Raw genomic sequence first — 23620 nt, forward strand, 5'->3', positions numbered from 1 at the left:
TTATGTTTCAGCTCGAAAGTCTTGGATATTTTTTAGACAAAAACCTCAATGTATGGAAGCGTGAGGACTACACCAACATTGGTTATAATGACGGTGATGCCGCAGAAAACCATCTTGCAAAGATTATTAGAAATGCACATGACATTAGCCTTTTTTCATCTGAACTCCGCGATCAGTGCTCTGACTGGCAAACTTTGTATCATCTCAGTTCCCAACGCGGAAATGTTCTACGCCCCTTTGCACACTTATTAAGAGGGGATGTTCTAGAAATTGGGGCTGGATGTGGCGCTATTAGTCGTTTTCTTGGCGAAAATGGTGGAAATATCCTCGCTCTGGAAGGGAGTCAACGCCGTGCTTCAATAGCTGCGAGTCGTACCCGAGATCTGAAAAACGTTCAGGTGGTTGCCGAGCGCTTTGATTCTTTTAAGCCTGACCGCCAGTTCGATGCGATTACCTTGATTGGTGTGCTTGAATACGCAACAATGTTTGGTGATGGTGACCATCCTGAAAAAGATCTTCTAATTCAGATTCGAAAGTTACTCAAACCTGGCGGGTTCTTGTTTATCGCGATTGAAAATAAGCTAGGTCTCAAATATTTTGCTGGTGCACCAGAGGACCATATACGTCAGTCGATGTATGGTATTGAGGGGCGTTATAAATCCGGAGAACCAAAAACATGGGGTTATGAAGAACTAACTAATCTTCTTACTGAAACTGGCTATAACAATTCGGATGTTATGCTCCCTTTCCCGGATTATAAGCTACCCATGTCAATTATTACCCCAAAGGGGAGTAATTCAACTGTATTTGATGCTTCTGCGCTTGCGGTGCAAAGTGTATTCAGTGACCCTCAGTTACCAACGCATTTGACATTTTCGCTGGCAAAATGCTTTCCTGAGATATTTAATAATAAGCTTGGTGTTTCCTTGGCTAACTCGTTCATATTTGTTGCGAGTGTTGATGGTGACGTGCTGATTGATGATTCTGTACTTGCCTATCATTATAGTACGCAGAGGAAAAAAGAATATTCGAAGGAAACCATTTTCCGTGAAAATGAAAATGGTGAAATTAATATATCATATCAATTTTTTCAGAAAGATTTTGTCGAGTCAGATAATATAAAATATACACAGATAAGAAGAAATAACGACCATTATTATAAAGGTGTGCTGCTTGGGCAAAAATTTATTAATACTCTCAGTACAGATGATTGGGATTTTAATAATTTTATAGGGTTAATGAAAGAATGGCTGTATGCGCTTAACAGTTTCATCCAGAAAAGTAATTCAGTCGTTCAGCCTTTAGTAATAGAAACCAACTACCTTTTGCCAGGATCTTTTATTGATGCCATACCGCAGAACATCATAATACAGGATGAAGGCCCGGTGTTGTTTGATTTAGAATGGCAACATTCCGATGGAATTGAGCTTGGCCACCTATTATTTCGAGGGATCATTCTTGTATTAAATCAAGCCCAGGTACGATCACCTACAGGTAATGAATTAATTACTAGAAAAGAATTTATAAAGTATGTTTTTGAGAATTTGGGAATGCATCTCAGTGATAAAGATTTACACAATTATATGCAAAGAGAAGCAGAGTTCCAACACCAAGTTACTGGTCGCAGTGTCGGTGAATTGCTTAATTGGAATGGAGAAAAAAACTTATCACCTGTGAATATAAAACAGAATATAGCATGTATTTATTATGCTTCGCAGGAGACGGAGTTCACAGAAGATAAAAAACAATATTCTGTATTATCCAGTGGGAGAAATATAATTCGCTGGAAAATAAAAAATGATATTCAGTCTCCGCAGATTAAACTTCGCTTCGATCCTGTAGACAGTCGTATCTGGTTTATTCTACATACATTTATTATTAAAAATGCTGATGGGGAGGTTGTTTGGCAGCTTAGAAATGAACATGATTATGCTGAGTACATTGATATTTTGACCATAAAAAATAGCGAGTTCAATCAAATTTATTATTCAATATCTGACGACCCTCAAATTTTACTTAAACAACTCCCTTTACTCCCGGAAATAATTATCGAAGCTGAAATAGAAATTATCAAGAATGATTCGTTAATTACAATTTTTCAAAATAACGAGAAACATGAGATGGAAACCATTAGGGAGCAATTGAACGCAACCACTGAAAAGTTGATTACTACGACAGCGCAATTTGAAACAGCGATGGCGCAGTTGGATGTCATTACTGCACAGTTAGAAAACTCAAAAGCTCAACTATCTACAACTAAGGCGCAACTTGAACATACGAATAATCAATTTACTGGTGCGATGAGCAGAGTCAATGCCCTTGAATCGTCATCAAGCTGGAGAATAACTGCACCACTGCGACGTATTGGAATGGTTAAGCGCCGCTGCAAGATTTTAACCTCCCTAACAAGACGATTATATAGCCAACATGGACTTAAAAAAATAGTTTCACGTGGAATGCAAACGTTGCGCGATGAAGGGGTAAAAGGTGTTATTGCCCGTCTGCGCCATCAAAGAATTATCCAAATGATGCATACTTCAGCAAACCTTAATACGCCTGTACAACCCATCCCCGCCAATTCTGCCGAAAGCAATATATCTTCGGGTATTCAGCAAGTGTCGGGTATGTTAAATTCCTCAATAACATACAACCGCAGTGAAGGTTATAGCTTGAAATCAGGTAGGGCGGAGTACTGTTATGTTACACCTGCGCAGCCTGAAGATTTAAATCACATTATCGCTGAGATGGTTGTAAAACCATTATTTTCAATTGTTGTTCCGATTTATAATACACCACTGGATCTATTACAAGAACTTATAGAGTCAATTGAAGCACAGTGGTATCCCAAGTGGGAATTAATTCTTGCCAATGACTGCAGCACAGACCCTGAGTTGTATGATGCTCTTGAAAATATTATAAATCCACAAATTAAAATCGTTCATCTAAAAACGAATAGCCGTATTTCTGGAGCGACTAACGTAGCTATTGAAAATGCTTCTGGTGATTATATCGTCTTTACGGATCATGATGATCTTTTAACACCCGATTGTTTGTATGAGATGGCTCTTTGCATTAATAACGAAGATCCAGACTTTATATATAGCGACGAAGATAAAATTTCAGAAGAGGGTTGCTACGTTCAGCCTCATTTCAAACCAGATTGGTCACCAGATACAATGATGAGTACGATGTTTACTTGCCATGCCTCTTGTGTCAAGGTATCTCTTTTGGAAAAAACAGGTCTGCTGCGTTCTGCTTTTGATGGCTGTCAGGATTGGGACTTCGTCCTCCGTGTTGCGGAACAAACTACTAAAATTAGTCATATTGCTAAAGTGCTTTATCACTGGCGTATTATTCCGCAATCCACAGCCTCAGATATTGCTGCAAAGGATTATGTTTTACAATCTTCAATTAATGTACGTAAAGATGCGCTTGAGCGCCGTGGTTTGCAGGGGTGTGTTGAAGCTATCATTAATCCTCCTGGTTATTTTCGCGTGAATTATTTCCCAGTGGGTAATCCTTTAGTTAGCATTATTATTCCATCGCGTGATAACGGTAATGTTCTGTGTCGTTGTATCAACTCGATTTTAGATAAAACGCGCTACTCTAACTACGAGATAATTATTATTGATAACGGCTCGGTCGATGTTGGCACCCTTGAATATTTTTCTTCTCTTGCTGAGATTGATAATATTAGAATCATTTCTCATGACCATCCGTTCAATTTCTCAGAACTCAATAACGTTGGTGTGGCTCACTCAAGAGGGGAGGTCTTACTTTTCCTTAACGATGACACCGAAGTTATTCATTCTGACTGGCTTGAGCGTCTGATTGGTTATGCTCAATTACCACATGTTGGGGCGGTTGGCGCTAAACTACTTTATCCTGAGACTAATCTTATACAGCATGCTGGTGTACTTAATCTTGCTGCGGGTCCTATGCATGCTTTTCATAACACCGAACGCATGCAGCCAGGTTATTTTATGCGCAACCTTTTAGAGTACAACTGGCTAGCAGTAACAGGTGCATGTTTGATGATGGAGAGAGCAAAATTTGACCGTGTAGGTCAATTCGATGAATCTTTCCCAATTGCATATAACGATGTTGACTTATGTTTCCGTAGTGTTGATGCAGGTTACTACAACGTGATGTGTCCGGCGGTTGAACTTTATCATTATGAGTCTGTTAGCCGTGGTCTGGATCATCAAGATGAAGCGAAAGTTCGTCGTCTAATGGCTGAGTTGGAGCGGCTCAATAAGAAGCACCCTCGTTACTATCAATACGATCCTTTCTTTAATATTAACTTGCATCCTAACGGAATTAATTTTGAGGTTGGTTGCTAATGCTTATGAATACAATTCTGGGACCTGAATTCGAAATTCATTCTGATGCGATAAAATCTTTTAAGGATATGCCATTATCAGTACTGAATGATGTAGAGATCTTTTCTTTTGATTTTTTTGATACGTTATTTACTCGGCCCATTGCGGACCCTGAAGACACTTTCGATATTTTGGGTAAAAAGTTTGGTATTGATAACTTTCGGATAAGACGACAGCGGGCACAAGCTGAGGCCTTCCGTAGGATGGTTGCTGATGGACGTAAAGAAATAACTCTTGAAGATATATACTCTGCTTTTACGCAAGACTCGATTCTCGCAAGAAAATACGCAGATGCTGAATATCAATTAGAACTGAATCTTGTTGAACCTAACGGAAACATATTTGAGTTATTTAAACAGATACATGAGCGGGGTAAAACTGTTGTTGTCGCATCTGATATGTATCTTCCGGCCTGCTTCTTCGACCAAGTGCTGGAGAAATACGGCATAAGAGGAGTAAAAATATTTTGTTCTGCTGACGAAAACGTGACCAAGCGCGACTCAGGTGAACTTTTTGATGTTATTATCCGTCATTTTAATGTGGAACCAGAGAAAATATTACATGTGGGAGATAATGAAGTTTCAGATGTTATCCGTCCACGTGAAAAAGGCCTGCAGGCATTCCATTATCGCTCGCATTATCTTGGAACTATCAGTAAAGGTTTGCCATTAGCGCTGTCTTTTGCACAGGGTATGCTGAAAAATCATGAGGGATATCATTCTCTGCAAGAATACAAAAGCCTTGGGTTTGCTTATGGCGGTGCGGCATCTCTTGGTTTTTTAAAGTGGATCAAGAATCAGGCTGCTATTCAAGAGATTGATCATGTTTTCTTTTTAGCTCGTGATGGTTACATCATGCAAAAAATGGTTGAGCGTGGTGATATTGGTACTTTCCCCGATTCAACTTATTTTTACGGTTCTCGTACAAGCTTGACACTTGCAACCATCAACGATCAAAACTTTGTTCAATACATTCCATTTTTGTTGTCTGGTTCAGAAGGGCTTCAGCCACGTGAAGTTCTCGAACGCATCGGTGTGACACCTCCCGCACCTGAGGTTATGGCCTCTTTTGGATTATCGGACGAGACGCCGCTCACCTCATCGTTGTTCCCATTAATGAGCAAGTTTTTATATGCCTGGCGGTGGCAGATTTTGCAAGTTTGTCGGAAAAATCGTCGTGGTCTTTTTAATTATATCCAGAAATTAGGAATCAAACAGGGCGAAAAAATTGCACTTGTTGATGTAGGTTGGAGTGGGACCACTCAGGAAGCCTTTTACCATGCTTTAAAACAGTTTATCGACATTGATATTTTTGGCTATTATTTCTGTCTGTCGAATACGACTGAGAAATTAAGGCGTAAATCATTCCTTAATATGTTTGCGATGTTTGAAAGCGATAATGCAGATGCTTCTCTTATAGACACAATTTATGAGAACCGCGTTGCCGTAGAGTTATTTTTTTCCGCACCACATGATTCTATTATTGGGTATGATGCAATCACTTCTGAACCTGTTGGAGATAAGGGACGAGGATTGCAATCTGACATATCACAGTCAGTCCGAGATATCTGTGATGGTGCATTATTATTTAGTTTGAGCTACCAACAGCTTTGTCAAAAGTTGAGTTTTGAATTAACGCCTCATGAGTTAACATTAGGGATGTTAAATTTGGTGCAAAATAATAGCTGGAAAAAATTTTCTGCGATTACTGAGGTTTCTAATTTCGATGCCTGGGGTAGTTCACGGCTAAAATCTCTTTGCGTTAAAGACTATATCGTAAGCTAATTATATAGTTGCCATCACTTTTTAAGTGAAATTTTGCGTATAGATTTATTAGGTTAGATATCTATACTTAGTTGAATATATTTGTGCACAAGATTAGTCTCAAATTTTTTTGTGAGCTTAATGATTAATGGGTGACACTAATATGTTAATTTAATAGTGTATCCGTTAATTGCTTCTCAAAAAAGCGATGTAATTTAATGCTTATGTACTTGTTGAATGATTTTTTCTGTAATAACAAGTCGTTATTATCTAAATGTAGAGGCTTTTAACGTCTGCCAATCTTGGTATTATTAAATGTCACGTTGACATTCTGTTGTGTGTTTGATGAAAACTCACGGGTACCCAGGTTGTAGCATCTGCATTACTATCTTTGTTTACTTAAAGCCCAATGGCCTCGTTGCCGCTGGGTTACCACACCTGACAGGAGTTTTACATGTCCAAGCAACAAATCGGCGTCGTTGGTATGGCAGTGATGGGGCGCAATCTGGCGCTCAACATCGAAAGCCGTGGTTATACCGTTTCAGTATTCAACCGCTCCCGTGAAAAGACCGAAGAAGTGATTGCTGAGAATCCGGATAAGAAACTGGTTCCTTACTACACGGTAAAAGAGTTTGTGGAATCACTTGAAACTCCTCGTCGTATCCTGTTAATGGTGAAGGCGGGTGCGGGTACGGATGCTGCCATTGATTCCCTGAAGCCGTACCTGGAAAAAGGGGACATCATTATTGATGGCGGTAATACGTTCTTCCAGGACACAATCCGTCGTAACCGTGAGCTCTCAGCTGAAGGATTTAACTTCATCGGTACCGGCGTCTCCGGTGGCGAAGAAGGTGCGCTGAAGGGACCATCTATTATGCCTGGTGGCCAGAAAGAAGCTTACGAGTTGGTTGCCCCAATCCTGACCAAAATCGCCGCTGTTGCAGAAGATGGTGAACCGTGTGTGACGTATATCGGTGCCGACGGTGCTGGTCACTATGTGAAGATGGTACACAACGGTATTGAGTACGGTGATATGCAACTGATTGCTGAAGCCTACTCATTATTGAAAGGTGGTTTGAACCTAAGCAACGAAGAACTGGCTAGCACCTTCACCGAGTGGAATAACGGCGAACTGAGTAGCTACCTGATCGATATCACCAAAGATATCTTCACTAAAAAAGATGAAGATGGTAAATATTTGGTGGATTTCATCCTGGATGAAGCGGCGAATAAAGGGACGGGTAAATGGACCAGCCAGAGCTCTCTGGATCTCGGTGAACCACTGTCTCTGATTACTGAGTCTGTGTTTGCACGTTACATCTCTTCACTGAAAGATCAGCGTGTTGCTGCCTCTAAAGTCCTGTCAGGTCCTAAAACTCAGCTTGCGGGTGATAAGGCAGAATTTATTGAGAAAGTACGTCGTGCGCTGTACCTCGGTAAGATCGTGTCTTATGCTCAGGGCTTTTCTCAGCTGCGTGCCGCATCTGACGAGCATAATTGGGATCTGAACTACGGCGAGATTGCAAAAATCTTCCGTGCGGGCTGCATCATCCGCGCGCAGTTCCTGCAGAAAATCACCGATGCCTATGCTAAAAACGCTGGTATCGCAAACCTGCTGCTCGACCCGTACTTCAAGAACATTGCCGATGAATACCAACAGGCGCTACGTGATGTTGTTGCGTATGCTGTGCAGAATGGTATCCCGGTACCGACATTCTCTGCTGCTGTCGCTTATTACGACAGCTATCGTGCAGAGGTGTTACCTGCAAACCTGATTCAGGCCCAGCGTGATTACTTTGGTGCGCATACTTATAAACGTACTGATAAAGAAGGTGTGTTCCATACGGAATGGCTGGATTAATTAACAGCGTTTTATATCTTCTGTTTTAACAATAAGACCATCCGAATGGATGGCCTTATTGCATGTAAACCTTTTATAGCATTAGAGTTGTCTCTTGGTTTTAATATCTGAAGAGAATAACATAAATGCGTTCTACTTAAGGCATTAATGCAATCATGCGTAAAAATATAATAATTGTGGGCGGTGGTTTTTTTGGTATGTACCTCGCTGAGCAATTTTCTCTTTTAGGACATGGAGTGAAACTTTTCGAAAAAGAGAAGAATTACATGTCCCGCGCATCATATAACAACCAGGCGCGTGTGCATAATGGCTACCACTACCCCAGAAGTATTTTGACTGCTTTACGTTCACGTATCTCTTTCCCACGTTTTGTTGATGAATTCCGTGACTGCATTGATTCCGACTTTGATAAATACTATTTAATCAGCGAAATGTTAGGAAAAGTGTCTGCCAGCCAGTTTCGCATGTTCTGTGACCGCATTGGTGCTGATTGTGATTATGCGCCAGCGAAAATCCAGAACATGGTAAATCCAAAAATGATTAATGCCTGTTTTACGGTTAAAGAATTTGCGTTCGATGCCTTTAAGCTCCGTGAACTTATGTTAAAGAGGCTGGATAGTTCAAATGCTGAATTCTACTGCGGCTATTCCGTTGATAAAATCGAAAAACTGGAAAATGGCATTAAAACTCTGGTCAGAGATATAAGCTCCGGTGAAGTGCAAGAATATGTTGCTGATCACGTGTTCAATTGCACTTATTCACATCTGAATTATCTTCTGGATAATTCAGGGATTGAACTGATCCCCTTGAAGCACGAGATGACCGAAATGTGCCTGGTTGATGTGCCGGAAGTGTGCAAAAAAGCTGGTTTTACCATCATGTGTGGCCCGTTTTTCTCCGTGATGCCATTCCCATCCGTTGGATTGCATTCATTTAGTCACGTGCGTTATACACCTCATTATGAGTGGCACGATAAGCCCGGTGAAAAGTACCTCGATTCACATGAGAAATTTGATTCCGATACGAGAACTAGTGCCTGGCAATATATGATTAAAGATGCCTCACGTTACATGCCAATTTTGAGTGAGTGCCGTTATGAGCGTTCTCTGTGGGAAGTGAAGACGCTTCTCCCACGCAGTGAAACAGATGATTCCCGCCCGATTCTCTTTAGGCCGAATCACGGAATGCAGGGTTTTCACTGTATTATGGGGGGCAAAATAGATAACGTATACGATGCCTTTGAAGCCATTAAAAATATGAACGTTATTTAAAAATAAAGAGACTACTCAAGTGAAAAGTGAATCTTTTGTTTCGGTCGTTTTAAATACGCACGACCTATCGAATGAATTAACAAATAAATTGCAGCAGATCCAGTCCTTACTCGACGATAATTACACCGACTACGAAATTTTAATTGTTTCTAAAGGACCGTATCGTGATGTACCAAGAACCTCTGCGATCGACAACATTTTACAAACCATTCCGAGCGTGCGTTTTCTGCAACTGTCGGGCTGTGTTCATGATGATGTGGTGTGGGCTGCAGGTCTTGAAAATGCGATTGGCGACTTTGTGGTTTTGTATGATCATCTGACTGATCCTGTTAATGTCATTCATCGCGCCGTGGAAGAATGTAAGTCCGGCTACGATGTAGTTGTGGGTGTCTCAACCCAGTCTCTCCCGTGCGCGTACCGCATTATGCGCGATACTGCCTCGCGTATTCTAAAAGCGATCGATTACCATATTCCCAAAAATTCAACAGGTCTACGCTGTCTTAGTCGCCGTGCGGTGAATGCGGTAACGGACACTGGTCGTTTTCACCACCAGTTCTATATGCGTATTCAGAAAACGGGCTATCCCGCCAGTGAACTGACTTATCAGCCTGTTAGTGAAACGCATGTTAAGCGTTCTATCACATACGGTTTTCGCAATTTAGTGCGCCTGATGGTCTTCAACTCTTCTCGTCCGTTGCGATGGATGTCAATTGTTGGCACAGTAGGTAGCCTAAGTGCGCTGCTTTTTGCGGTTTATAGTATTATCGTGAATCTAATCAATGGCCATGTTGTGGAGGGTTGGACCACCACGGTTTTGTTTATGTCCATTTTGTTTATGCTGCAGTTTATTATGTTGGCTTTTTTCGGGGAATATCTCAGCCGTTTGCTGGATGACCGAAGTGAACAGGCAGCATATTCCGTCGTGTTTGAGAAAAATAGTGCTGTCATGGTTAACCAAGACCGCGTTAATGTGCTAAATGATGCGACTGTCGAAAAGGCTAATCTGGTGCAAACCGGACGCGACCGCTAAATACTGGAGAGATCATGACTAAGGCTTTGATTGGTTATACCGGGTTTGTAGGCACGACGCTCTTAAAGCAAACCAAATTTGACGATTTTTACCGTTCTACGAATATTAATGATATTAAGGGTAAAAAATTTGATTTGGTGGTCTGCGCTGGTGCGCCAGCGAAAAAATGGATCGCAAATGCTGATCCCAAAGGTGATCAGGAAATTATTGATTCGCTGATTGACTGCCTGGATAGTATTGAGTGTAAAACATTTATCCTCATCAGTACGGTGGATGTATTCAAATCACCCAATGGCGTTGATGAGAATTCCGTGATCGATACGCAGGAACTGCATGCCTATGGTCTGAATCGCTATCGGCTTGAGCAATTTGTTTCAAAGCGGTTCCAACAGCATCTGATAGTCAGACTTCCTGGTTTAGTTGGTCCGGGGCTACGTAAGAATATTATTTTTGATTTTCTTAATGAGAATAACGTTGAGAAAATCGAAAGCCGTAGCATCTTTCAATTCTATCCTATGGTGAACCTTTGGTTCGATATTAAGATTGCGCTTGAGAAAAAAATTAATCTTGTTCACCTGACGGCAGCCCCGGTTTCGGTGGCGAAAATTGCTCGAGATGGTTTCAATATTAATTTTGATGTGCAGCAGGCCGCACAACCTGTTACCTATGATATGCGCAGCGTGTATGGTCCACTGTATGGGGGCAGTGAGCATTACCAATATTCGGTGAAAGACACGGTGCAGGCTGTCAGACATTATGCGCAATCAGAGCCCAAAAAAGTGCAGGAATATAATAAATGAGAATATCAATCTCCAACCTTGCTTGGGACGTTAAAGAAGATCTAGAAGTTGCTAATTTATTGAACTTATTTAACGTTGATGCGATTGATATTGCACCAGGTAAATATTTCCCTGAACCTGCTAGCGCGTCAATAGCAGATATTCATGCAGTTAAAGATTGGTGGCAGGAGCGAGGCATTGACATCATTGGCATGCAGGCACTGTTATTTGGTACTATAGGTCTGAATGTATTTGGTAGTGAATCTATCCAGAAAAAACTACTCGATCACTTGGCTGCAGTTTGCCGTATCGGAGCAGGACTAGGGGCTTCGCGACTGGTATTCGGTTCGCCCAAAAATCGGGATTGTTCTGGTCTATCAGTTAGCCAGGTGCAGGAGATATCTCGATTGTTTTTTCGTCAGCTTGGCGATATCGCCGCTGACTATGGAGTTATTGTTTGTCTTGAGCCAAATCCGAGTGTTTACGGTGCAAACTTTATGACAACCAGCCTCGAAACCTGCAATGTTGTTAATGATATTGATCATCCAGCAATCAAAATGCAGCTTGATACCGGGGCGGTTATTATCAATCAGGAAGATATTTCTGCTGTAGTGACACAAGCAAAAGATGTGATTGGTCATGTGCATATCAGTGAAGCGCAGCTTGCGCCACCAGGGGATACTTATTCGCACCATGAGGATATTGCTGCGCTAATCACATCTCAATTTCCTGCGCATCCTGCCACAATTGAAATGCTGGCAACCCAAAACGAGCCACATTTAGTTTCTATTCGTCGCGCGCTTCAACTCGTGACTTCTCTTTATCGTTAATCAGGTGTATTTACCTTGAAATGGCTAATTCTTATTCTGGGCATTGCATGTAATGCCTCGGCTAGCGTTCTGATCAAAATGGCAATGATGCCTCCACGTAAATTTCCTTCCTTCGCGGATCCATTAGCGTCGTTGAGTAACTGGCCTTTCTGGCTGGGTTTGGCACTTTATGGTGGAGCATTCTTATTCTATGCTGCGGCATTAGCCGTTTTCCCTTTGAATATTGCACATCCCGTTTTGACAACCGGAGCGGTTGCCGCAGTGGCGGTTTTATCCGTCCTTGTTTTTAATGAAACCTTCCACTGGACGACTATTGCTGGCGTGGTATTTGTCATCGTCGGTGTAGCGCTAATTACTTCAAAGGCTGCTTAATAATGAATTTATCAATGAAAAATGAAAAAAATTGGGAAGTCCCAGCTTTCGATATCACCCTGTGGACTAATAAAAAGCATGAAGCATGTGTCGTGATCCCGGTTATTAATGAAGGTAACCGAATCCTCAGCCTGCTCACGAAAATGAGTAATCTGAAAATTAATGATATCGCTGATATTATTATCGTCGATGGTGGTAGTACTGATGGCTCCCTTGAAAAAAAACGATTGCTATCTCTAGGGGTTTCTGGATTGATACTTAAAACAGGCCCAGGAAAGCTGAGTGCGCAATTACGTTGTGGTTATGCGTTTGTGCTTGAGCAGGGATATAAGAATATCATTACTATTGACGGTAATGACAAAGATGATCCTTCACCGATTCCTGAATTCCTCAACGCCCTGGAAAAAGGCTATGATTTTGTCCAGGCTTCACGTTTTGTTAATGGCGGCGTTGCGGTGAATACACCAAAATCACGTGACTTCGCGATTAAATATATTCACGCACCGGCCCTAAGTTTAGCATCAGGATTTCACTGGACCGATACCACACAAGGATTTCGTGCCTACAGCAGCAGATTGCTGTTAGATGAACGTGTAGCACCTTTCCGTAATGTTTTTATGACCTATGAACTGTTAGCCTATCTTTCTTACATCGGCCCTAGATTGGGCTTCCGCTGCATCGAATTACCGACCTCCCGTGTTTATCCAGAAGGTGAAGTCCCAACCAAGATCAGCAGCTTTAGCGGCAATCTGGCAGTCCTGAAGATTTTATTTAAAAGCTGTTTTGGCGTCTACAATGTTAAGAGGGTAAAATGAAAGGGACTCTTTCAGCACTACTATCTCAACGTTTAGTGACTAAAAAATTTTCTTCTTTTATCGTTGTTTGCTTAGTATTACTACCTTTTCTTAGTTTGTTTGCGACCGGACGAGTAAAGAGTTCGATTGATAATGCAGAGCACTGGGTCAATTTAACAAATGCCATGTTTATCAATGGGCAAAATTTCATTTTCAGTTATGGCCCATTGTTTTGGTTAGTAGGGGGGGTAAGTGAGTACTACAATACGAGTACCTATTATATCTCCATTATGTTCGTTTTGGGAATTTATGCGGTTATTGTATGGGCAACGCTCTCACTAATGTATAAATCACGTGGGTATTTGTTTTTTTTACTTATTGCAGTTTGCTTTTTTTCTTTCTCCTATTTTAAGGTTTTGATTTTTCTTTGGCCTCTGGTTTTTTTATTTTATCGCCAGTTTTCTGAAAATAAACAATATTATATTAATGTTAGTGTTTGTGTTTTATTTGGGGTGTTGGCTGGTTTTGTTTTATACATCCGTTTCTTTTATGGACTAATAACTATCGCAGTTTTTGGCGGATATCTTGCTGCTCAGTTTTTGCGAGATTTTCGATTAAAACAAACGGTCTGTTTTATTATCTCGTTTGCAGTATCTTCATTTGTCATTGGTATACTGGTTTACGGTGATGCAAGTTTGGTACTGAAATATTTCACTACGAATATTCAGCTTAGCTATGGTAACGGTGTCGATATGACTCTCGATATCGTAAATTATCCTTTTGCATATGTATGTTCCTTTATAGTTTTGGGCTGTTTTATTGCCTATGGTATATTCAAGCGTAAATTATTCATATTGCCATTGGTTGTAACTTGGTTGTTATTGTTTAAACTAGGATTCGGACGAGCAGATCATTATGTAATCTATTTTGTTGTGCCATGTGCCTTTATCATGTTACTTATTTCTTTTGATAAAGGAAGGTTTGTGAAAGGCCTGTTCTTTATTTCTTTTTTTAGTTTGTATTATCTTGGTACGCATTCTGCATATCATAACTCACCAAAACTTGGACTCGCGTTTTCCACCATAAATATCCCTTCGATGAATAACCCATTCAAATTACCATTTGCTGCGGGGATGTCATATCAAGATCGAATGGCTCAGGATTACGAACAGTATAAACTCGATGATGATTTTGTCAGGGAAATTGGTGAATCAACTATTGATGTATATCCATACAATAATGAGTATATGTATGCTAATAAGCTCAATTATAAACCGCGTCCGCTTTTTCAAAATTACATGACATTAACTCCAGCACTCGATCTGGCGAATGCAGAGTTTTTGAACAGCCCCGAGAAACCGCAAAAAATCCTCTGGAATGGCGGTCTTGCATGTGGAAATGCCGAGTGTAATACTTTCATTGGTCTTGACAATAAATTCATTCTTAACGAAGACCCATTGACATCTATGGCAATTCTTGAGAATTATAGCGCCAGTGGTTTTGTTCACGGCAGAAATGATGAACCTATGCTGTTATTTTCTGCGCGAGATCAAAAACAAGTTGCTAATTTTGTGCTCAAAAAATCGGAGCGAATGAAGTTTGGTATGTGGTATCCAGTACCTGAGGCTAAACAAAATATTGTTAAGGTCTACCCTGATTTTAAAATTACAACTTTAGGAAAACTTAAAAACTTCTTTTTTAGAGGGAATATTGTAAAAATAAGTTACAAACTTAAATCAGGTGAGCAACGGCAGTATCGTTTAAATATTATAAACGCTCAAAGTGGCGTTTGGGCCTCACCGCTTCTCGATGGTCTTGAGCCTCTTGGTTTCAGCGGAGAAGATGTAGCTGAAGTGATGTTCGAAACAGATTCTGATTACTATTTCGAGCCTGAGTTTGAGGCAAAGTTTGTCGCAACAGAAACTCCACTAATCACATACCAGCGGCGTAAAATCAACTACAATGAGCCAGTTACGTTGCCTGCTACGGTACGTTCAACGGATATCGATTGTGAAGGCAGTATTGATCAGGCTATTGATCCTATTAGAGGAGAAGATTATTCACTTCCACTTAGCGTTAAGGGCTGGCTAGCTAAATCGACCGCGCAGGGTGTATTATTTGACGCCATATATGTTACGCTGACGGATAAAAACCACCATAAACGGTATTTCACTAGTAACAGAAATAACCGCGGTGATTTAGTGGCTGTGTTCGGAAGGGAGGAACTTGACAATGCCGGTTTTATATCAACTATTGATACTTCTTCACTCGATGGGGAGTTTTCGGTTACGCTAGCAGGGCGCACCGGAGATGAAACATTCATTTGCCGTAATCTGCAAAGGCCTTTAAATATTAATAGAAATTGAATGCTTTAGCTGAAAATTGAATGCTATCCTCTCTATCAAATTCGTTTTTTAAACACCTTGATAGAATAAAAAACCCGGGACATAACCGGGTTTTTTGCATAAATAGAGTCTTCCATGAATGTGAATAATAACAGACTGGAACTATCAATAATGTTACTCATGGGGAAATGAGAATCTGATACCCATATAACTGATAGTAATTTAATCATAAGTAAATCTCAGAAAGCATCTTAAATTTTTTGGTGCTGTCAATATCATATTGTATGGTCGCTCAAGAACAGACTTCACATCTTGAAAAAATGTCGGTAAACCGACCGCAATACTTTCAATTTCATGTGTAATAGGTAATTTGAAAAGCAAAAAGCCACTTCTTTCATTCAGTAAATGCCCTTACTTGCAAATGATCGAACTATAGGGAATTATTTTGAGCCGCAATGCTGCGGCGTTGATATCGTAAATATAAAACTAAGAAATGATTATAGAGTATTTGATATATCAATAAACTCATGATGTTGAAGAACATATGGTACATATTACATAAAGAGTTCAGGAAAAGCTCTCTGAGACTGAGAGTCGGTCTCAGTTTTGTCCCGCGGGGGAACTCGATGCCACCTGCGATGTAGATGATTTTTCCTCTCAAATCTTATTGATTTAAGTTGATTGCTTAATCTTTACTTAATATTTCTAGCGTACTCTGATAAAGAAAATCTGAATTGTTTTAACCTTCGTTGACACAATATTCAACAAAACGTTAAAACATTATTCTCTTATCAGGATGTACGACATCATGATTAAATATTAAGATAATACTGAGAGCATGAAATGAAAATCACCATTTCTGGTACCGGATATGTTGGCCTGTCAAATGGTCTTCTTATCGCCCAACATCATCAGGTCATTGCTCTGGACATAGTTCCTTCCCGTGTCGAGATGCTAAATAATCGGATATCTCCGATAGTTGATCAAGAAATTGAACAGTATCTGCAATCAAAAGATATAACATTCAGCGCTACCATGGATAAGTACAAAGCTTATCAGAACGCAGAATTTGTCATTATTGCTACCCCAACAGATTACGATCCCAAAACTAATTATTTCGATACTAGCAGTGTCGAGTCAGTTATACAGGATGTTATTAAAATAAATCCAGATGCAGTAATGGTAATAAAATCAACGGTTCCTGTCGGTTTTACTCAATCGATGCGTCAAAAGTATAGCTCAGACAATATCATCTTTTCCCCAGAATTCCTGCGAGAGGGTAAAGCGCTATATGACAATTTGTACCCTTCACGCATTGTAATTGGTGAACGATCTTCCCGTGCTGAAACGTTTGCTGCACTGCTACAGGAAGGGGCTCTGAAGAAAGATATTCCGACCCTATTTACAGATTCAACTGAAGCCGAAGCTATCAAGCTCTTTGCAAATACCTATCTGGCGATGCGTGTTGCCTATTTTAACGAACTTGATAGCTATGCAGAAAGCCTGGGGCTTAATGCTCGACAGATCATCGAAGGGGTTTGTCTGGACCCGCGTATTGGTAACCATTACAACAATCCCTCATTCGGTTACGGTGGATACTGTCTGCCAAAAGACACTAAGCAATTACTCGCCAACTATAAATCTGTACCAAATAATATTATTTCAGCAATCGTTGATGCTAACCGGACGCGAAAAGACTTTATTGCTGATGCAATTATTTCACGAAAGCCAAAGGTCGTCGGTATTTACCGATTGATTATGAAAAGTGGCTCAGATAATTTCCGGGCATCGTCTATCCAGGGTATTATGAAGCGTATTAAAGCGAAAGGTATCCCGGTCATAATCTATGAGCCTGTATTGCCAGATGATAGTTTTTTCAATTCGCGGGTTGAGCGTGATCTGGATAAATTTAAAAGCGAGTCCGATGTTATAATCTCTAACCGGATGGCCGAAGAACTGTTGGATGTAGCCGATAAAGTCTATACCAGAGATTTATTCGGAAATGATTAAACACTCAGTTAAATAAAGATACCGGCATAGTGCCGGTATCTGTCTATTACTGATGTCTTTTGCGTAAATTCTCAATCACCGTCGTCAGGTCGAGGTCCTGATCCTGCAGCAGAACCAGCAGGTGATACATCAGATCAGAGGCTTCATTGGTCAGTTCGAAACGATCGTTCACGGTTGCGGCCAGCGCGGTCTCTACGCCTTCTTCACCCACTTTTTGCGCAATGCGTTTGGTGCCGCTGGCATACAGCTTCGCGGTGTAGGAGCTTGCCGGGTCAGCGGTTTTACGTTCGGCCAGTAGTTGCTCGAGTTGATACAGGAACAGCCACTGGTGGCTGGCATCGCCAAAGCAGCTTGAGGTGCCTTTATGGCAGGTCGGGCCAATCGGGTTAACCAGCACCAGCAGGGTGTCGTTGTCGCAGTCGGGCGCGATGCTCACCACGTTCAGGTAGTGACCGGAGGTTTCACCCTTGGTCCACAGGCGCTGTTTGGTCCGCGAGAAAAAGGTCACTTTGCCGCTTTCAAGCGTTTTATCCAGTGCTTCCGGGTTCATATAACCCAGCATTAGTACCTCACCGGAAACCGCATGCTGCACGATGACTGGCATCAGTCCGTCGGTTTTTTCCCAGTCCAGCTCGCGGCATTGTTGCTTCGTTAACATATCCTGATCTCCACGCCCTGTGTTGCCAGGTACGCTTTTAATTCGCCAATATTAATAATTTGCTTGTGAAAGACGGAAGCGGCAAGCGCGCCGTCAACGTCGGCGTCCCGGAATGCTTCAAGGAAGTGTTCCATGGTGCCCGCGCCGCCGGACGCGATCAGCGGTACGTGGCACACATCGCGCACTTTTTTCAGTTGCTCCAGATCGTAGCCGTTGCGTACGCCGTCCTGATTCATCATGTTCAGGACGATTTCACCCGCGCCGCGCTTCTGTACTTCCTGCACCCAGTCCAGCGTTTCCCACCGCGTGACGCGGGTACGGCTTTCATCCCCGGTATATTGATTAACATGATATTTGCCGGTTTCTGCGTCATACCACGTATCAATGCCTACCACGATACACTGCACGCCAAAGCGGTCAGCCAGACGAGTGATAAGCTCCGGTTCGGCCAGCGCCGGGGAGTTGATAGAGATTTTATCCGCCCCGAAGGAGAGGATGCGCGCCGCATCGTCGATGGATTTAATGCCACCGGCAACGCAGAACGGAATATCGATCACTTCCGCCACGCGAGATACCCAGCTTTTATCCACTACGCGGCCATCGCTGGAGGCGGTGATATCGTAGAACACCAGTTCATCTGCGCCTTCATCGGCATAGCGTTTTGCCAGCGGGACAATGTCGCCAATAATCTCGTGATTGCGAAACTGGACGCCTTTTACCACCTGCCCATCACGAACGTCCAGACAAGGAATTATGCGTTTTGCCAGCATTGAATGGCCTCCTCAACGGTGAACTTACCTTCCAGCAGGGCGCGTCCGACGATCACGCCGCGTACGCCGGTTCCACGCAGGGCTGCTACGTCCTCGATCCCGCCAATGCCGCCAGATGACTGGAATGCTACCTGCGGATATTTGGCGCACACTTCTTCATAAAGCGCGACGTTTGAGCCAGCCAGCGTACCGTCGCGGGAGATATCGGTGCACAGCACGTGCTTCAGGCCGACGGGTAAATAGGTCTCAACCAGTTCTTCCAGAGAAACCCCGGAATCTTCCTGCCAGCCGCTAACCGCTACCTGTTTATTACCGCGCTCGTCAATACGAACGTCCAGCGCCAGTACCAGCGCGTCGGCGCCAAAACGGGCAAACCAGCTCTTGACTACCTCGGGGGATTTTACTGCCGTCGAACCTACCACCACGCGCGCCACGCCTGCGTCAAGCAGCGCCGCAACGTCCGCTTCAGTACGCACGCCACCGCCAACCTGTACCGGAACATTGACACCAGCGACCAGCGTTTTAATCAGCGGGATCTGCCGCTGCGCCGGGTCTTTCGCGCCAGTTAAATCAACCAGGTGCAGTACTTCGGCACCCTGAGCTGCGTAATCCTGTAAACGGGGGAGAGGATCGTTGCCATAATCACGTTGCGTTGCGTAATCGCCCTGATGAAGACGCACCACCGTGCCGTCGATTAAATCTAATGCCGGAATAATCATTACATCTCCAGAAAGTTTTTCAGCAACTGCGCCCCAGCCGCGCCCGAGCGTTCAGGGTGAAACTGCACGCCAAAGAAATTGTCCTTTTGTACTGCCGCGGTAAACGGTTCGCCGTAATGGCACTGGGCAATGGTCCACGGGTTCACCGGCATAGCATAGCTGTGTACAAAGTAGAAATATGCGCCATCTTCAATGCCCTGGAACAGACGATTTCCTGCCTGCGGATAGACGCGATTCCAGCCCATATGCGGCAGCGGCAGACCGAAATCGGTCATCTTCGGAACGTCCTGCTCAATAATGCCCAGCAGAGAGACACCGTTACTCTCTTCGCTGCGGCGGCCAAGCAGTTGCATGCCTAAACAGATCCCCAGTACCGGTTGCGTACAAGCTTTAATCAGTTCAATCAGTTCACGCTCGTGCAACTGGTCCATAGCCGCCTGGGCGGTACCGACGCCCGGCAGAAACAGTTTATCGGCACGCAGCACCACGTCCGGGTCACGGCTGACAACCGGGTCGTATCCATGGCGCGCGACGGCGGATTTCACCGAGTGCAGATTGGCGCAGCCGGTATCAAGGATCACCACGTTCATTACAGCACTCCTTTTGAGGAGGGCAGCGTATCGCCTTCTACGCGAATAGCCTGACGCAGCGTACGACCAAAGGCTTTAAACAGGCTCTCCACACGGTGGTGGTCATTTTTCCCTTTGGTTTTCAGGTGCAAGGTGACACCCATGGTGTAAGAGAGTGAACGGAAGAAGTGTTCAATCATCTCTGTGCTCAGATCGCCAACGCGCTGGTAGGTAAACTCCGCGCGGTATTCCAGGTGCGGACGCCCCGAGATATCCAGCGCGCAACGTGCCAGGCACTCGTCCATCGGCAGCACAAAACCAAAACGGTTGATACCGCGTTTATCGCCTAATGCCAGCTTTAAAGCTTCACCCAGCGCCAGACCGGTATCTTCAACGGTGTGGTGATCGTCAATATACAGATCGCCTTTGACGGCAATCTCCATGCGAAAACCGCCGTGGGTGGCGATTTGATCCAGCATGTGGTCAAAGAAGCCAACGCCGGTATTGATTTTGCTACGGCCTTCGCGGTCCAGCCAGACTTTGACATCAATCTGCGTCTCTTTGGTATTGCGCTCAACGTGCGCGTAGCGGTCTCTTTTGGTCAACTGCTCACCGATCATCGCCCAGTTCAGGGTGTCACGGTGGTAGCGTAATCCGCTAATGCCCATGTTTTCTGCGAGCTGAATATCGGTCGCCCGATCACCAATGACGTAGCTGTTTGCCACATCCATGGCCTGTTCAACCAGATACTGCTCAACCAGTTTCACTTTTGGCTTACGGCAATCACACGCGTCCGCTGGCAGGTGCGGGCAGATCAGCACCTCATCAAATGCTACGCCCTGAGAGGTGAATATTTGCATCATCAGGTTATGCGGACCGTCAAAATCGGCCTGCGGGAAGCTCTGCGTACCGAGTCCATCCTGGTTAGTAATCATCACCAGCTTAAAGCCGGCTTTTTGCAGCTTCAGCAAAACGGGAACGACGTCCGGCTCGAAGGCGAGTTTGTCAAAGCGATCGACCTGAAAGTCACTTGGCGGTTCGGAAATCAGGGTTCCATCACGGTCAATAAAAAGATACTTCTGGCTCATACTTGCTCCGCACGTAAGGCGTCAATGACGCGCTGGCTCTCTTCGCGGGTTCCGACAGTAATTCGCAGGCAGCCGCTTAATGAAGGTTGTTTATTCTGATCTCGTAAGATAATGCCCTGATCCCACAAAGATTTAAATACGCTGCTTGATGCGGTGAAGCGCGCCAGAACATAGTTGGTTTCAGAGTCGAAAACCTGCTCTACACAGCGAATGGTTTTCAGGTTCTCCACCAGATACTGACGCTCTTGCAGGATCTGCTCTACGCGTTGGCGCATGGCGGAAATCCCTTGTGGCGTCAGCGCCTGGGCGGCAATATCCGCTACCGGGGTAGAAAGCGGGTAGGGGGCAATCACCTTTAACAGCAGATTGATAACCTCTTCATTCGCCAGCGTAAATCCGCAGCGTAAACCGGCGAGAGCAAACGCTTTAGACAGCGTGCGTAATACTGCCAGATGCGGATACTCAGACAGCCAGCCTGCCAGCGTGGCCTGCGGACAAAACTCAATATATGCCTCATCAGCGACCACGATGGCTTTACCCTGCGTCATTTCGAGCAGTGAACGTAGGTCCTGCGGATTTATCAGTTGGCCGGTTGGGTTATTGGGGCTGCATACGTAGACCACTTTCACGCCATCAAGCTTGTCCGCGATGCCTTGTAAATCCAGCTGCCAGTTATCCAGGGTCGGGACGGTGCGGCATTCAACGCCAATCGTTTCGGCGCTGACGCTGTACATGCCGTAAGTCGGCGGACAGTAGAGAATTGCATCTTTACCGGGTTCGCAAAAAGCGCGCACCAGCAGTTCGATCCCTTCATCTGCACCGCGGCTGACCAGCACCTGCTCTGGTTTGACGCCAGCATACTGCGCGTAATTCTCAATTACGGTTTTCGGCTGACACTCTGGATAGCGGTTCAGCGTCTGCTGGCGTAGCTGGAACTCAACGGCGGTTGGGTACTCATTCGCGTTGAGCCACACGTCCCCGTTACCGCCAAGACGACGGGCAGACTGATAGGGCGTTAACTCGCGAACATTCTTACGGGCTAAATCAGTGACGCTGAGAAAGTTGTCAGTGCTCATGCTTGCTCCTTCAGGGCGTTAACGCGCAGGGTGACGGCATTTTTGTGGGCAGTCAGTCGTTCAGCCGCGGCCAGTGTTTCAATGGTGGAGGCCAGGGTAGAGAAACCTTGGGGAGTTAATTCCTGTACCGTCATCCGTTTCTGGAAATCAGCCAGCCCAAGGCTTGAGCAGGTTGCGGTATAGCCGTAGGTCGGAAGAACATGGTTGGTGCCGGAAGCATAGTCGCCAGCCGACTCAGGAGACCAGTCACCCAGGAAGACCGAACCAGCGCTGGTGATATCATCAACCAGTTCACGCGCGTTACGGGTCTGAATAATCAGATGCTCCGGGCCGTAGGCGTTAGATATGGCCACGCATTGCTCCAGATCTCTGGCGACGATCAGTCGGCTGGCGGCGAGCGCCTGACGTGCGGTGTCGGCGCGGGAAAGCTCGGCAAGCTGGCGTTCAACGGCTTTGGCCACGCCTTCGGCAAGCGTAGCGTCTGGCGTCAGCAGGATAACCTGCGAGTCGGGGCCGTGTTCGGCCTGAGAAAGCAGATCAGAGGCAACAAAGTCAGGCGTCGCGCCGCTGTCGGCGATAACCAGCACTTCAGACGGGCCCGCAGGCATGTCGATAGCCGCGCCGTCAAGACGTTGGCTGACCTGACGTTTGGCTTCGGTCACATAAGCATTGCCCGGCCCGAAGATTTTATCGACCTTAGGAATAGACTCGGTACCCAGCGCCAGCGCGGCAATGGCCTGCGCGCCGCCCACGTTGAACACCTCTTTTACGCCACACAGTTGCGCGGCGTAGAGGATTTCATCGGCAATCGGCGGCGGTGAGCAGAGCACCACTTTTTTGCAGCCGGCGATACGCGCCGGGGTCGCCAGCATTAATACGGTCGAGAAGAGCGGTGCCGATCCCCCTGGAATATACAGGCCTACGGAGGCGATAGGGCGAGTAATCTGCTGGCAGCGCACGCCAGGCTGAGTTTCAATATCCACCGGCGGCAGAATTTGCGCGGTGTGGAACGCATCAATATTACGCACCGCCGCCTGCATGGCTTGTTTCAGCTCGTCGCTCAGGCGGCTACTGGCTTGCTGAATTTCTTCTTCGCTGACGCGCAGCGCGCCGACCTCGGTTTTGTCAAACTTTGCACTGTATTCACGCAGCGCCCGGTCGCCGTTATTTTTGACGTTCTCAAGAATCTCGGCCACCGTGCGGCTGATGCTTTCAGAGGCGGATATCGCCGGGCGCATCAGCAGTTCGTGCTGCTGCTCGGGGCTACAGCTATTCCAGTCGATCAGGGTATTGAAGCTCATGG

General features: G+C 44.5%; 18 protein-coding genes. 11 read left to right on the forward strand and 7 right to left on the reverse strand.

The features are described 5' to 3' along the window. Window positions 1-2 precede the first annotated feature (2 nt). From HVZ39_RS09440 to ugd, 11 genes are all read left to right on the forward strand, one after another. Window positions 3-4343 carry a glycosyltransferase gene (locus HVZ39_RS09440; protein ID WP_181633514.1) on the forward strand — a complete coding sequence of 1447 codons (4341 nt, stop codon included), beginning with the start codon at window positions 3-5 and terminating at the stop codon, window positions 4341-4343. Then, a complete protein-coding gene (locus HVZ39_RS09445; protein WP_181633515.1) occupies window positions 4343-6166 on the forward strand; it encodes an HAD family hydrolase in 1824 nt (607 codons plus the stop codon). Before HVZ39_RS09440 ends, HVZ39_RS09445 begins: the two co-directional genes overlap by 1 nt. Window positions 6167-6599: 433 nt before the next feature. Next, the gene (gndA, locus tag HVZ39_RS09450; protein ID WP_181633516.1) at window positions 6600-8006 is read left to right on the forward strand and encodes an NADP-dependent phosphogluconate dehydrogenase; all 1407 of its coding nucleotides are present in this window, start codon (window positions 6600-6602) and stop codon (window positions 8004-8006) included. A gap of 155 nt (window positions 8007-8161) precedes the next feature. Beyond that, entirely contained in the window at window positions 8162-9277 is a 1116-nt protein-coding gene (locus HVZ39_RS09455; protein ID WP_181599136.1) for an FAD-dependent oxidoreductase, read from the forward strand. Between the two features lie 19 nt (window positions 9278-9296). Then, entirely contained in the window at window positions 9297-10307 is a 1011-nt protein-coding gene (locus HVZ39_RS09460; protein WP_181633517.1) for a glycosyl transferase family 2, read from the forward strand. Window positions 10308-10321: 14 nt separating this feature from the next. Further along, on the forward strand, window positions 10322-11107 hold the full coding sequence (locus HVZ39_RS09465; RefSeq protein WP_181630368.1) for an NAD(P)-dependent oxidoreductase: 786 nt from the start codon (window positions 10322-10324) through the stop codon (window positions 11105-11107). Next, complete coding sequence (locus HVZ39_RS09470) at window positions 11104-11916, forward strand: TIM barrel protein (protein ID WP_181633518.1); 813 nt, start codon at window positions 11104-11106, stop codon at window positions 11914-11916. The genes HVZ39_RS09465 and HVZ39_RS09470 overlap by 4 nt, the downstream gene beginning before the upstream one ends. Before the next feature lie 15 nt (window positions 11917-11931). Continuing rightward, window positions 11932-12288 carry a multidrug transporter gene (locus HVZ39_RS09475; protein WP_181633519.1) on the forward strand — a complete coding sequence of 119 codons (357 nt, stop codon included), beginning with the start codon at window positions 11932-11934 and terminating at the stop codon, window positions 12286-12288. A 14-nt stretch (window positions 12289-12302) separates the two neighbouring features. Beyond that, entirely contained in the window at window positions 12303-13103 is an 801-nt protein-coding gene (locus HVZ39_RS09480; RefSeq protein WP_181633520.1) for a glycosyltransferase family 2 protein, read from the forward strand. Then, window positions 13100-15448 (forward strand): hypothetical protein, encoded by a 2349-nt coding sequence (locus HVZ39_RS09485; protein WP_181633521.1) that lies wholly within the window; start codon window positions 13100-13102, stop codon window positions 15446-15448. The genes HVZ39_RS09480 and HVZ39_RS09485 overlap by 4 nt, the downstream gene beginning before the upstream one ends. An 822-nt stretch (window positions 15449-16270) precedes the next feature. Next, window positions 16271-17437, forward strand: a complete 1167-nt coding sequence (gene ugd, locus HVZ39_RS09490) for a UDP-glucose 6-dehydrogenase (protein ID WP_181633522.1) — start codon at window positions 16271-16273, stop codon at window positions 17435-17437. A 46-nt stretch (window positions 17438-17483) separates the two neighbouring features. Here the strand turns inward: ugd and hisIE are convergent, their stop codons facing one another. From hisIE to hisD, 7 genes are read right to left on the reverse strand one after another with little or no spacing between them, the layout of a single operon-like run. Further along, window positions 17484-18095: a bifunctional phosphoribosyl-AMP cyclohydrolase/phosphoribosyl-ATP diphosphatase HisIE gene (hisIE, locus tag HVZ39_RS09495; RefSeq protein ID WP_181633523.1), complete on the reverse strand. Its 612-nt coding sequence runs from the start codon at window positions 18093-18095 to the stop codon at window positions 17484-17486. Then, entirely contained in the window at window positions 18089-18865 is a 777-nt protein-coding gene (gene hisF / locus HVZ39_RS09500; RefSeq protein ID WP_181633524.1) for an imidazole glycerol phosphate synthase subunit HisF, read from the reverse strand. The genes hisIE and hisF overlap by 7 nt, the downstream gene beginning before the upstream one ends. Then, window positions 18847-19584, reverse strand: a complete 738-nt coding sequence (gene hisA / locus HVZ39_RS09505; protein WP_016153557.1) for a 1-(5-phosphoribosyl)-5-[(5-phosphoribosylamino)methylideneamino]imidazole-4-carboxamide isomerase — start codon at window positions 19582-19584, stop codon at window positions 18847-18849. The genes hisF and hisA overlap by 19 nt, the downstream gene beginning before the upstream one ends. Beyond that, window positions 19584-20174: an imidazole glycerol phosphate synthase subunit HisH gene (hisH, locus tag HVZ39_RS09510; RefSeq protein WP_003030129.1), complete on the reverse strand. Its 591-nt coding sequence runs from the start codon at window positions 20172-20174 to the stop codon at window positions 19584-19586. The genes hisA and hisH overlap by 1 nt, the downstream gene beginning before the upstream one ends. Further along, entirely contained in the window at window positions 20174-21241 is a 1068-nt protein-coding gene (gene hisB, locus HVZ39_RS09515) for a bifunctional histidinol-phosphatase/imidazoleglycerol-phosphate dehydratase HisB (protein WP_016153556.1), read from the reverse strand. The genes hisH and hisB overlap by 1 nt, the downstream gene beginning before the upstream one ends. Then, window positions 21238-22317, reverse strand: a complete 1080-nt coding sequence (hisC, locus tag HVZ39_RS09520; RefSeq protein WP_049281927.1) for a histidinol-phosphate transaminase — start codon at window positions 22315-22317, stop codon at window positions 21238-21240. The genes hisB and hisC overlap by 4 nt, the downstream gene beginning before the upstream one ends. Continuing rightward, on the reverse strand, window positions 22314-23618 hold the full coding sequence (gene hisD / locus HVZ39_RS09525) for a histidinol dehydrogenase (RefSeq protein WP_181633525.1): 1305 nt from the start codon (window positions 23616-23618) through the stop codon (window positions 22314-22316). The genes hisC and hisD overlap by 4 nt, the downstream gene beginning before the upstream one ends. Window positions 23619-23620: the final 2 nt, after the last annotated feature.

This window comes from Citrobacter sp. RHB35-C21, assembly GCF_013816515.1.
In the GTDB taxonomy this organism is placed as follows: domain Bacteria; phylum Pseudomonadota; class Gammaproteobacteria; order Enterobacterales; family Enterobacteriaceae; genus Citrobacter; species Citrobacter braakii.